At 43.2% G+C, this 13,133-nt stretch carries 12 protein-coding genes; all 12 read left to right on the forward strand.

Annotation, left to right across the window (positions count from 1 at the left end):
* Positions 1-29: 29 nt before the first annotated feature.
* Positions 30-614, forward strand: a complete 585-nt coding sequence (locus NC99_RS04275; protein WP_053180212.1) for a TetR/AcrR family transcriptional regulator — start codon at positions 30-32, stop codon at positions 612-614.
* A 156-nt stretch (positions 615-770) separates the two neighbouring features.
* Positions 771-1,808: an efflux RND transporter periplasmic adaptor subunit gene (locus tag NC99_RS04280; protein ID WP_053180214.1), complete on the forward strand. Its 1,038-nt coding sequence runs from the start codon at positions 771-773 to the stop codon at positions 1,806-1,808.
* A 97-nt stretch (positions 1,809-1,905) separates the two neighbouring features.
* On the forward strand, positions 1,906-4,995 hold the full coding sequence (locus tag NC99_RS04285) for an efflux RND transporter permease subunit (protein WP_053180216.1): 3,090 nt from the start codon (positions 1,906-1,908) through the stop codon (positions 4,993-4,995).
* Between the two features lie 22 nt (positions 4,996-5,017).
* Positions 5,018-6,364, forward strand: coding sequence for a TolC family protein (locus tag NC99_RS04290; RefSeq protein ID WP_162231141.1), 1,347 nt, complete (start codon positions 5,018-5,020; stop codon positions 6,362-6,364).
* 12 nt (positions 6,365-6,376) lie between these two features.
* Positions 6,377-6,580 (forward strand): winged helix-turn-helix domain-containing protein, encoded by a 204-nt coding sequence (locus NC99_RS04295; RefSeq protein WP_053180220.1) that lies wholly within the window; start codon positions 6,377-6,379, stop codon positions 6,578-6,580.
* Positions 6,581-6,618: 38 nt separating this feature from the next.
* Positions 6,619-7,428 carry a GbsR/MarR family transcriptional regulator gene (locus tag NC99_RS04300; protein ID WP_053180222.1) on the forward strand — a complete coding sequence of 270 codons (810 nt, stop codon included), beginning with the start codon at positions 6,619-6,621 and terminating at the stop codon, positions 7,426-7,428.
* 129 nt (positions 7,429-7,557) lie between these two features.
* Positions 7,558-7,821, forward strand: a complete 264-nt coding sequence (locus tag NC99_RS04305) for a hypothetical protein (protein WP_053180224.1) — start codon at positions 7,558-7,560, stop codon at positions 7,819-7,821.
* Entirely contained in the window at positions 7,814-8,017 is a 204-nt protein-coding gene (locus tag NC99_RS04310; RefSeq protein ID WP_053180226.1) for a winged helix-turn-helix domain-containing protein, read from the forward strand. The genes NC99_RS04305 and NC99_RS04310 overlap by 8 nt, the downstream gene beginning before the upstream one ends.
* Positions 8,018-8,161: 144 nt before the next feature.
* A complete protein-coding gene (locus tag NC99_RS04315; protein WP_053180228.1) occupies positions 8,162-8,365 on the forward strand; it encodes a winged helix-turn-helix domain-containing protein in 204 nt (67 codons plus the stop codon).
* A gap of 88 nt (positions 8,366-8,453) precedes the next feature.
* Positions 8,454-9,527 (forward strand): efflux RND transporter periplasmic adaptor subunit, encoded by a 1,074-nt coding sequence (locus tag NC99_RS04320; protein ID WP_157624436.1) that lies wholly within the window; start codon positions 8,454-8,456, stop codon positions 9,525-9,527.
* Positions 9,527-12,583, forward strand: coding sequence for an efflux RND transporter permease subunit (locus tag NC99_RS04325; RefSeq protein ID WP_053180232.1), 3,057 nt, complete (start codon positions 9,527-9,529; stop codon positions 12,581-12,583). Before NC99_RS04320 ends, NC99_RS04325 begins: the two co-directional genes overlap by 1 nt.
* A 54-nt stretch (positions 12,584-12,637) precedes the next feature.
* On the forward strand, positions 12,638-13,133 hold a 496-nt coding region (locus NC99_RS04330), incomplete at its 3' end, for a TolC family protein (RefSeq protein ID WP_162231142.1).

Consider the following 13,133-nt stretch of genomic DNA (forward strand, 5'->3'; position numbering starts at 1 on the left):
AGTTCATAAGGATTAACTAAATAGCATTTATGATGGAAAAAGATGAGATTATAAAAGATGAAATTTTGACTCAGGCACAACAATTATTTCAGCAGTATGGGTTAAAAAAAACTACCATGGATGAAATAGCAGCCGCATGCGGGAAAGCCAAAAGTACACTTTACCATTATTTTAAAAGCAAGGAAGAGGTTTTTGATGCGGTGATCCAAATGGAAATGCTTAATCTGAGAAGGCATGTCAAGAACAAGGTGGAAGAACATAGGAGCATGATTGATAAGATCAATACTTATGTGCTGGAGTTTCATAAGGAAGCCATTAATAAAGTGAACATTTACCGAGTGATAAAGCAGGAAAGTAGCTCAAAGGAAGTAGCAAGAAAACAATTTCTCAAGATGATGGAATTTGAGCAGGCTTATATTGTCCGTATTCTGGAGGACGGTTTTGATTCCGGTGAATTTAAGGAAACTGCTAAAGAGGATATTCCTTGGCTGGCAGAAATGCTTCTGGCCTCGTTTTATGGCCTTGTTCAGTATGGAATTGAGAAGGACGGCTTTTACAATGAAGAGAAGATGATCCGGATTGTAAACCTGGTCACCCCTAAAATATTTTGTTAATTTTTATCAAATGTCGACTAAAATACCACTATAGTTTTAATGACTAGAATTGGAAGGACTTTAATATATGAAATGATGATTTGGGTTAGGCATTTTTTTATGTCAAAAATCGACTAAAAAACTAATATAGTATTTCGAACGAACAAATATGTAACAATGAAAAAACAGATTCTTATTTTAACGATTGGATTGCTGGTTGCGAGTTGCTCACAGAATGAGCAAGCAGAAAACGCCAAGGAAAGTCAGGAAACTGCAATCCCTGTGAAAGTTATTGAGGCAAAAATACAAAGCGACAGGGCTATGCTTAAATATAGCGGCATATCGGAGCCTGCCCTGACCATCCCGTTAAGCTTTCAGTTACCCGGGAAAGTAGCCCGCATCTATGTTGATGAAGGAAGCCAGGTTCGCAAAGGGCAAGTGCTGGCTGAGCTGGACAAAACTTCGGTACAAAGTTCGTACGATGCGACTTTATCGATGCAGAGACAGGCACAAGATGCTTATAACCGGCTGAAAACCGTGTACGACAATGGCAGTTTGCCAGAAATAAAATGGGAAGAAGTGAAGGCCAAGCTTGAACAAGCCAACTCGTCAGCAAATATTGCAAAGGAAGCTTTGAAAAATTGCATGGTCATGGCGCCCGAAGACGGGGTGATCAGCGTCAGGAACATTGAAGAGGGAGTCAATGTGATGCCTGGAGTAAGTGCTTTTAAACTGATTTCGGCCGATGATATCCAGGTACGCATTTCGGTGCCTGACACAGAAATCAATAAAATACAAAAAGGACAAATTGCCACCGTGCGCTTTTCGGCTTTGAACGGCCAGGAATACAAAGCTGTTGTCTATAAAGTTGGGGTGGTAGCCAACCAGATTTCAAAGACCTTCGAAGTAAAACTGAAAATCCCGAATCATGACATGACCCTCAGGCCCGGGATGGTATGCGAAATCGAAATGCCGGTTGAGGGGAGTACGCCGGGTTTGCTGGTACCCATGCAATCGGTTATGAAAGACGCGCAAAATGGCAACTACCTGTTTGTTGTTGACAAACAATCCAAGCGGGCAAAGCGGCAGACAATCGAAACTTCAGGAATCATCAACAACCAACTTTGTATTATGGCCGGACTTAGTCCGGGTGAGTGGTTTGTAGTTGAAGGGCAGCACAAGTTATCCGACAATTCGATGATCAAATTCAACTAACAATATAAAAGGACAGCGCCAAACAACAATCCCTGAGTCCCCGATTCCTCTTACGCACTTCGAGTTGTTTGGGCTATCCTTTTTAAATGGAAACACGATGAAAAAAATAAATTTGGTGGAAGCTGCCATGAAATACCGGCAGATTATCCTGGCATTTGTACTGTGCATGATGGTTCTCGGAATCTTTGCACTAAAAAATATGCCCCGCCGCGAATACCCTGAGTTTACCATCAGGAAAGGAGTTGTTGTGGGAATTTACCCTGGCGCTACTTCGCTTGAGGTGGAAGAACAACTGACAACAGCCGTTGAGAACTACATTTTCGGTTACGAAGAAGTCAACAAAAAAAAGACCCAGTCCAGTTCCAGCCAAGGCATGATGACGATTTTTGTGGAATTGAACGACGATGTGCGGAATGCCGACCAGTTTTGGTCGAAGTTGCGGCATGGATTGGAAGAAATGAAAATGCAGCTGCCAACCGGGGTGCTTGCCCTGGTTGGAAGCAACGATTTTGGCGACACTTCGGCCCTGCTGATTACCATGTCGTCGGAAAAGAAGTCGTACCGCGAACTGGAAGAAGTGTTGAAAGATTTGGAGTCTGATATCCGGAAGATCAGTTCCGTTTCGAAAATAAAACGGTATGGAACGCAGCATGAAAAGATTTACGTGCGCCTTAGGCAGGAAAAACTAAATGAATACAATGTGGATCCTACCACAATCTTTGCCTCGTTTAAAATCCAGGAATCGCTGATTTATTCGGGCGAATTGGATAACGGACAATTGGTTCTTCCGGTTCATTTGCCTCCACGTTTTGAGTCGGAAGACGATCTGCTAAACCAGATCATTTATACTGATCCGACAGGAAATATAGTCAGGATAAAAGACATTGCCTATGTTGAACGGAAGTATGAAGACCCGGACAGCTATATCCGCAACAATGGTAACAACGCCTTGCTGCTTTCGCTCGAAATGCAAAAAGGCAACAACATTGTCCAATTCGGCAACGATGTGAAGGAAACATTGGCAAAATTCACCGATCAAACAGCCAATGACGTAAAAATCAACATTATTTCCGATCTGCCTGACGTGGTCGATCATTCCATTTCACATTTTATGGTTGAATTTCTCATGGCTATCCTGGCTGTGATTATAGTCACCATGATTTTATTGCCTTTCCGCGTTGCTGCAGTGGCTGGTGCCACCATTCCGGTATCAGTATTGATCACACTCGGTATTATGCAACTGGTAGGCATTCAACTACATATTGTGTCGCTGGCTGGCTTGATCGTGGTGCTTGGGATGGTGGTCGATAATGCTATTGTGGTGATCGACAGCCACATTGAAAAGCTCGACCAACATGAAAGACCTTGGGATGCTGCTTGGAAAGCAGCGACCGAATTGTTCATCCCGGTACTGTCGGCCACAGCCGCTATTATTGTGGCTTTCTTTCCCATGATGCTTTTTCTGGCTGGAATGGGCGGCGATTTCATTGGCACCTTTCCGCTAACCATTGGCATTGCTTTGGGAGTTTCCATGATTGTGGCAATTTTTCTCGTGCCGTTCATGTGTTACGTGTTCATCAAAAACGGATTGCACAAACAACAGTCAGAAAGCGGAAATGATAAAAAAAGTTTTCTCGACCGGGTTCAGAATACTTATGATTCCATGCTGGACTGGACTTTCAGAAATGCTAAAACAACACTGGCATTAGGAGCTTTGTCGGTCATTTTAGGAGTTTTGATCTTTATGAGCGTGGACCAAAAACTATTTCCGGCCATGGAACGTAGCCAGTTTCCGGTTGAGATCTATTTGCCCGAAGGATCTTCTCTAAAAAAGACAGAAGCAGTGGTTGACAGTTTGGAAAAGTTGCTTTTACAAGATGAACGTGTAACCAATGTTGCTGGTTTTGTAGGTACAGGCTCCCCCCGCTTCAACGATTTGTATGCTCCGCACATGCCTGCCAAAAATTTTGGACAATTAATGGTCAACACGATCTCGAATGAAGCAACCATTGAAATATTGCACGAATACTCCGAAAAATACAGCCATATCTTTCCCGAAGCGGTTGTTAAATGGAAACAACTGGCGCTTGAAGATTTTGAAGCGCCAATTGAAGTGCGCGTTTCAGGCGACAACCTGGTTGATTTGAAGCAAACGGCCGAAGAAGTGGAACAAATCCTCAAAGCCAGTCCCGGCATTACCTTAGTACAAAACGACTGGGGCGAAATGCGGCAGGGAATCAGCATTCAGCTTGACCGGAATAAGGCCTCACAGCTTGGATACGCCAAAACACTGGTTGCTGCATCATTAATGACGTCGCTGGATGGCCTTCCCGTAACAACCATTTGGGAAGGCGACTACCCGGTAAGCGTAGTTCTGTTGAAAGCGGAAGACCAGCGTGACAATATCGATGACCTGGAAAATCATTACGTGTCGTCTCCCTTGACGATGGAATCACTGCCACTCCGTTCAATTGCCTCCCTGCAACCCGAATGGACCGAAGGACGCATTGCCCGGCGGAACGGCGTGCGTACCATTACCGTAAAAGCTGATGTTCAACGCGGTTACATCCCTTCAACAGTCCTTAAGGCGATAGAACCCAAAATTGATAAATTGAACTTGCCCGCTGGCCTTTGGCTGGAATATGGGGGTGACGATGAAGCATCCATCGAAAACATGATTCCGCTCAGCTACTCTCTGGCGACTAGCATCTTAATTATTTTCTTCATTCTAATTATCCAGTTTAAAACAACCCGGCGGGCCTTGCTGATCATGTCAACCATGCTGATGAGTATCTTGGGTGCCGCCCTGGGGTTAAAGCTTACCGGCTACCCTTTTGGGATGACTTCTTTCATCGGCGTTATGGGATTGGCAGGCATTGTTGTCCGTAACGGTATCATCCTGGTCGATTACGCCATGCACTTGGTAACTCACGAAGGCCATACTTACAAGGAGGCAGCCATAGCCGCGGGGAAACGCCGGATGCGGCCCATCTTTCTAACGGCCATGGCGGCGGCAATGGGTGTTGTACCTATGATTGTCAGCCGATCGCCGCTGTGGGGGCCGTTGGGGGCAGTGATCTGCTTTGGACTGATCGTGGGCATGGTGCTTACACTGACGGTCCTCCCGGTACTGTATTGGAAAGTTTCGGGCAGCGGACCTAACAAGGAAGAACTTGCCTCCATTTAATCTATTCAAAATGAAAACAAAAATGAAACGATATATTTTGCTTATGTTGATCGCGGGACTGGGAGCCTTGCCTGTATCGGCTCAACTGTTAACGCTCGATTCGTGTAAGGTTTATGCCATCGAGAATAATAAGCGGTTAAAGGAAGCCCGGATGAAGATCAATGAGTCGGAAGAAATTGAAAAGAATGCTTTCACCAATTTCTTTCCTAAAGTGAATGCCCAGGCGATTGCATTTCAAGCCAACGATTATTTGATTGACATCAAAACCCCGGAAATGAATTTGCCGGTGTATGACGGCAACCTGGAAAATTTGTCCTCGGCCACGCAATACGCCTATGTTCCGGGACTGGAATTAAAAGCACTGGATTATATGAATGTGGGAATGCTTACTGCCACACAACCGGTTTATGCAGGTGGCCGTATCCGCTCGGGTTATAAACTTGCCACACTGGGCAAAGAAGTGAGCGAAGAAACGCTGAACCTCAGTACACGCGATGTTGTGGTGAAAACCGAAGAATTCTATTGGTCGCTGGTTTCGTTGCAGGCAAAAAGAAGCACATTGGAGAGCTATAAGGCCCTTCTTAACAGCTTATTAAAAGACGTTCAGGTTTCATTCGACGCCGGCTTGACTCAAAAAAGCGATTTGCTGAAGATTCAACTCAAAATAAATGAAACAAAAGCTGACGAGCTGAAATTGGAAAATGGAATTTCGCTGGTTAAAATGGCCCTGTGCCAACACATTGGGTTGGAATATTCAGAGAATATTCAATTACAGGATACTGCATTTAGTACCGTTATGCCTGAAGTGTTGTACCTACCGCCTGCAACAGCCCTCGCAAACCGAAGTGAATACCAACTGTTGAACAAGGCCGTCGATGCAGGGATCTTGCAAAAACGCCTGGCCCGTGGCGAGTTTTTACCGCAACTAGCTGTTGGTGTACAAGGTCAATACCTGGATTTTGCCGATGAGCAAAATACCTACGGAATTGCATTTGCAACCTTGTCCATCCCGATCTCCGACTGGTGGGGAGGTTCGCATAAGTTAAAGGAGCATGAAATTAAAATTGATGTGGCCAGAAACAACCTGAACGAAAAATCGGAATTAATGAAGTTGCAAATGGAGAGGGCATACAAAGAACTGACCGAGAGCTACCAACAGATCAGTGTGGCCGAATCGCTGGCCGAACAAGCCCGCGAACACCTCCAGGTGATCACCGACAATTACGAGGCCGGGATCCTCTCGACATCTGACTTGCTCGAAGCCCAGGCTATTTTTCAGGAGGCACAGGATGGATTGGTCGATGCCAAAAGCACCTATCAAATCCGGCAGGTTTATTACAAACAGGCCATTGCGCAACAGGTTTATTAAAACAATGAAGTCATGATAAAAGCAGACATCGGTAACAATGCCGGACGGATCTGGCAATATCTGGACGAAAAAGGGGAAAGCACCTTGGCTGACATCAAAAAAGATTTGCTGCTAAAAGGATCTGAAGCAAGGATGGCCTTGGGCTGGCTTGCCCGCGAAAATAAAATTTTCTTGTACGGAGACGAAGATAACTGGAGTGTCATTCTATTGTACTGACATCTCTTTCTAATTATAAACCATAAAATTAATGCAGTATGAAAATCAAGTATTATTTAATGGACAATCCGATGACGGAAGATGCTGACGACTGTTGTGCCCAGGGAACCGGGTATGAAGCGGTAACAGAGAGTGAAATTTTTGAGTATATGACCCGCAAAGGATCCGGGATCACAACAGCCGAAGCAAAGGCGAACTATCAGGAGTTTATTGAAATGCGTGGACGACAGCCCGAGGATGCAATGAACTACAGTCCACTGATGCAGCGATCGAAACAGCACGGCTCAAGATTGTTAATTAGAGAAAAACATCAAATTATGTTCGGATTGTTGCGAACTAAAAAAACTTACTTATATTTGCACCCACCAATTAGAAATAAAATGGAAGAATCAGAGAGAATACAAAAACAGAAAGAGCTGATTGAGCTCATCGGGAGGCAACACGAAAAAGAAGGGTATCAACCGGTAACGGGGCGTATATTGGGATTACTGATGGTACTGGACAAAGAAGAATATACTTTCGACGAGATTGTTGCAGAAATGAAGATCAGCAAAAGTACGGCCAGTAATGCGCTGAAAAACCTGGAATTACGCGGAGTAATTGAATATATCACTTATCCGGGGGACAGAAAACGCTATTTTCGGTTTAAATCTGGAGACATGGATGATTTGGTCAGTGAAATAGAACGGAAAATAAATCAAAGCATTGCAATCATCAATAAAATCATTGAACTGAAAAAAGATCCCAACTCCCGGAATTCAGTTTTCCTAAAGAATATTCTTAAAAGCATGAAGTTTTTAGTCAATCATCTGGATCAATTTCAGGAGGAAAACACGAAGGTCAACTAATTTTTCACAGTTGAAGTTCTATTTTATTCCGATCTATACAGACTTTGAAAAACCACAAAGGCAATTATTTTTTTATCATTACGGTTCGGTCTATTCCGAACTTATGAAACTAACTGAATAAAAGGAAAAATGAGGCAATTATTGACTTTACTGACAGCAGGGCTCTTCCTGGCTCCCATAAACGGGAAAAGCCAGGAAAGCTACTCCCTGAACAGACTGCTAAAGCATGCCATAGAATACAGTCATGCGATCAAGAAAGTAGCTTTGCATCAGTCAGAAGGAGGTGCCAAAACCGGGAAAGCCATTGTCAATGAAAGAAATACTTGCTGCCAATGTGACTACGAAATAAGACCTGAAATAACTAAAACGATAAAACATTATTATCATGATTAAATTCCAAATAAGCGCCAATACCAAGAAGATATGGGAATACCTGGACCGGAAGGGAGAAGCTTCACTTCGCGAGATTGAAGAACAATTAGAGCTTCAGGAGCAGGACGCATGCCTTGCCTTGGGGTGGATGGTATATAATAATCAGGTCATTTTACACCTGAAGGGACGAGATTTGTTTGCAGTCATTTTTGACTGAAAAAAATTGATGATGCAAACACTCGCTTGCTCATTGGGCATAGAAAAATTTTGAAAACCGGAAACAATCAAGCCCCTGCTGTAAAATCCACCAAGCCAATGGTTGCAGGGGCACTTTTGATCAGAAACAATAAGCAATGAATCCATGATAAAAGCAGACATCGGTAATACTGCCGGACGGATCTGGCAGTACTTGGACAAAAATGGAGAAAGCACCCTGGCAGACATCAAAAGAGATTTGATGCTAAGGGGATCGGCGGTGAGGATGGCTTTAGGCTGGCTTGCCCGCGAAAATAAAATCTTCTTCTACGGCGACGAAGACAACCTGAGCATTATTCTATTATACTGACATCTTATTGATTCCAAGGAGTAAGTTCTATCAAATTTTTGAGCCATTAAAAAAACAAAAGCATACAAACCATTCAAAATATCGAAACATGAAATTCAAAAACATTTTTCTCTTTCTTACAGTTGTAATTTTCGTATCGTCAGGCTGTAAAGATTCCACAAAGGACCTGCCCCGGGCCGAAACAATCAAAAAGGTTAAAGTAGAAACAATTACAGGTGACATTATTCAAAGCACAATGACCCTTAACGGGAAGATCAAGGAAAAAAGTTTAACCTCACTTTCTTTCCGTGTAGGAGGCCCATTGGAAAAATTGAATGTAAAACAAGGTGATTATGTTCATGCAGGGCAAGTGATTGCCGGGATTGATGATCGCGATTACCAACTTCAGGTGGAAACAAGCAAAGCCCAGTTTGAGCAGGCAGAAGGAGAGTATAATAGGTACAAACAGTTGGTGGAGCAGAAGAAAATTCCGGAGAATACTTTTGAAAAGATAAAATCGGGATACCTGATGGCAAAAACATCTTATGAAAATGCCCAAAACCAGTTGCGTGATACAAAATTGAAAGCTCCTTTTTCGGGATACATCTACGAGAAATTCGTAGAAAACTATCAAACGGTTGGTGCAGGTACGCCAATCGTTTCGATTATCGACAATTCGCATTTGGAGGTTGTTGTGCCCATTTCAGAAAGCCAGTTAAACAGCGTGAGAAGTAATAAAAAAAGCCTTTTGAATGTTGCCAATGCCGGAATAAAACAACTTCCAATACAGTTGCTGAGCGTAAGCGAGAAAACGATGGAGGACGGTTTATACGAAGTTAAATTTTTGTTTGAAAATAAAGACGATTTGAAAGTAGCTCCCGGAATGACGGCGGGAGTAACGGTTTATAACCAGTCGGAAGAAAACCAGCTATCGGTTGCTTCCACAGCTATTTTTCATGAAAAAACAAATACATACGTGTGGCTTTATAATCCTTCAACAAGTAAAGTTGAAAAACGCCAGGTGAAAATTTCATTGGACGGTGCAAACGGACGGGTAAATATCGTATCGGGAATAACTAACGGCGACCAGGTTGTTACTGCGGGGGTCCATTATCTGGTTGAAGGACAAGAAGTAGAGCCGCTATCAAAGCCTTCTGTAACTAACATTGGAGGGCTGTTGTAATGTTCGAAAAGCTGTTAAATCAAAAAGCAATGATCTCAACGATACTGTTTGCAGTATTGTTTGGGGGAATTATTGCCTATAACAAAATCGGGAAGCTGGAGGATGCTGAAATCCCAATTAAAGCGGCTACGGTAGTAACGGTTTATCCCGGGGCTACAGCGCACGAAGTGGAACTTGAAGTTACCGATGTTTTGGAAAAAGCCATTCAGAAATTGGAGAATGTCGATGATATTACTTCTGTTTCGCGTCCCGGTTTGTCAATCATTACGGTTAATATTCAACCAACAGTAAAAACCCCTCGGCTGCCCCAGCTTTGGGACCACCTTCGCCGAAAAGTAAATGATGCAAAAGGTTCGTTGCCTTCGGGGGCCATGGAGCCAATTGTAAATGACGACTTTGCAGACGTTTATGGTATTTTGTATGCCGTAACAGCAGATAAATATAGTCACGAAGAACTGATAAAATATACAGAATACGTTGAACGTGAATTGTTAGGGGTTGACGGCGTCCGGCGGTCGCAGGTTTTTGGAGAGCATACCCAAACGATTGATATTGTTTTTTCTTCTGAAAAACTGGCTGGATTAAGTGTGAACCCGATGTTAATCGCAGCAGCTATTCAAAATGAAACCGCGATTATTAATCCCGGTTCGGTTGATGTTGGCAAAGAATCTGTCCGGGTAGGGGTTGGACAAAAAATAACAAGTGTAGAAGAAATAGAAAACTTGTTAATTCAGGTTCCTGATGGGGGAAACTTCCGTTTAGGAGACATTGCTGCTGTAAAAAGGGCGTATCTGGAGCCAAAAAATGAAGCCTTATATTATAACGATAAACCTGGTTTAACACTTGGCCTTTCAAACGAAAGTGGAATTAACGTTGTAAAACTGGGCGAACGCTTGGATGAAAAAATAACTGAACTACAAAAAGAACTTCCGGCGGGAATTGAGATTAACCGGGTTTACTACCAACCTGATCGTGTTGACAAGGCCGTTAGTAATTTTATGTTGAACCTGGCAATGTCGGTCGGTATTGTAATTGTTGTGCTGATGTTTGCCATGGGGCTGCGTTCGGGGTTGCTGATTTCCAGTGGTTTGGTTTTTACGATTATGGGGACCTTAATTGTGATGCTGGCCATTGGATTGCCTTTACACCGCGTTTCGTTAGCCGCAATTATTCTTGCAATGGGAATGTTGGTAGATAATGCCATTGTTGTGGCCGACGGCATCTTGGTTGATTTAAAATCGGGGATGGACCGAAACAAGGCGTTTATACACACAGCGAAAAAAACAGCGCTGCCTTTGCTCGGAGCCACAGCTGTTGCCGTCTTGGCTTTCTTGCCGCTAAGAATGTCGCCAAATGCAGCCGGCGAATTTTTGTCATCCTTATTTACCGTGTTGATTATTTCTCTTTCGTTAAGTTGGATATTTGCGATGATACAAACTCCCTTCAATGCAAAATATTTTTATCGCAAAGAACGTCCGAAAGGAGAACATGCAGTAGCTTATAACAATAAGTTTTACCGGGGTTTTGAGGGATTTCTGAAATGGGGAATACGTCACAAATTAATATTTACAGCAATATCATTTGTGGTTTTGGTTTTTGCATTCTGGTCATTCCGTTTTGTGAAAGTCGACTTTATGTCGAAAATTGATTACGACCAGTTTTATATTGAATATTACCTTCCACAGGGATCAGATATAAAAACGGTGGAAAAAGATGTTCAGCAAATCCAGCAAGATATTTTAAAAATGGATGGCGTCAAATCGGTAACGGCCTCAGCCGGCCGGCCGGCAGCCCGTTATTTGCTTTTGCGGCACATGCCTACAGGCGGTTCCAATTATGCCGATTTTATTGTTGAAACCGAAACTACGGACAGGGTTAACGGGATAATTCCCGAAATTCAAAAGTATTTGAACAATAATTATCCCGATGCCTTTTTCAGGGTGTTGGAATATGGCGCTGCTTTCTCCGATGCCGATATTGAAGCCCAATTTACAGGTCCCGACCCGGCTGTGCTGAAAGATTTGGCAACCCAGGCTAAGAAAATCTTTTTAGACGAGCCAACGGCAACTGAGGTTACCGATAACTGGAAAAACCAGACAAAAAAGATTGTTCCGGAATATTCTGTAGAAAAAGCGCAACCGCTTGGATTGACCCGCTCTGATATGGGCAATTCAATTCTCGTAGCGACTAACGGAATGCCCATCGGGGCGGTTTACCAGGGAGACAGGATGCTGCCGATTGTATTGCGTACCGACATCAAATTGGGCGACAACTTGGAGCAACTAATGAGTGTCCCGGTTTGGGGACAGAACAGCAAAGGAAGTGTCCCGTTGTCGCAAATAGCCGATACATTAAAAGTTAAATGGGATTATGAACTTGTAAACCGTTTGAATAACCAACGTTCGATTAGAGCGCAATGTAACACAGTAAAAGGGCACACGGCGGCTGAAGTTCAGGCCAAATTCCAGCAAAAGGTTGAAGCGATAGAATTACCGGATGGTTACAAAATGAATTGGGAAGGCGCTACCGCCCAGTCAGGTGAAGCCAACCAGGCATTGTTTACGTTTTTACCATTGGCTGTGGGCTTAATGGCCATCATAATTATTGGTTTATTTAATAACCTGAAACAACCGGTTATCATATTCCTTATTGTTCCCTCTGCTTTTATCGGCGTTGTTCTGGGGCTTGTAACAACAGGAACATTCTTAACATTTGCAGGCATTATTGGCGCTCTTGGTCTTATTGGAATGATGATTAAAAATGCCGTGGTGCTGCTCGATGAAATAAACCAAAATATCAGGGAAGGGAAAGATCGCCTGACCGCTACAATAGATTCTGCATTGTCGCGTTTGCGCCCGGTAATGATGGCTTCTCTGACAACAATTCTCGGAATGGCGCCCCTGCTTGGAGATTCTATGTTTAATTCTACGGCAGTTGTAATTATGTTTGGCCTGGCGGTTGGTTCTATCATAACACTGGTTGTTGTTCCTGTTTTATATACCGTATTGTATCAGGTTGACGGACGTAGTTTGGAAAAATCTGAAAATAATAAATAATAGCAAATTATGCCGGTCAGAAAAAGTGATAAATACCATTTTAGAAAGAAGAAAATGAAATCGATAATAATAATAAGCACAGTCATCCTATTTGTTTCTGCAATCACATCCAATCATGCGACCGGGCAAAAAGTAATGACCCTGGAAGAATGTCGCCAGCAAGCTGTTCAATTTAACAAGGAATTAAAAGCAGCCGCTTTACAAAACAAGGAGGCACAGGTAAACCAGGAAGTTGCAAGAACGGCCCATTTGCCAAAATTTGGCTTTTCATCGTCGTTAATGCACCGGCCCAATATGGACCCGATAAGTATGCCCGGTTATTTCCTGCAAACTGCCGACAGTGAAGAAGATGCCATAGCCGGCAATTTCTCCGGAACGAGTAATGTATGGAAGCCCGGAACGACTATCGATATAAACAGCCTTACATTGATAAACGGAGGTTTGGAAGTGACCCAGCCGGTTTACGCAGGCGGAAAAATCAGGTATTCCAACCAGCAAGCCGATGCAGGTGTTGAAATAGCCAATTTATCCCTGAACCTGAAATATTCGG

This window comes from Sunxiuqinia dokdonensis, assembly GCF_001270965.1.
In the GTDB taxonomy this organism is placed as follows: domain Bacteria; phylum Bacteroidota; class Bacteroidia; order Bacteroidales; family Prolixibacteraceae; genus Sunxiuqinia; species Sunxiuqinia dokdonensis.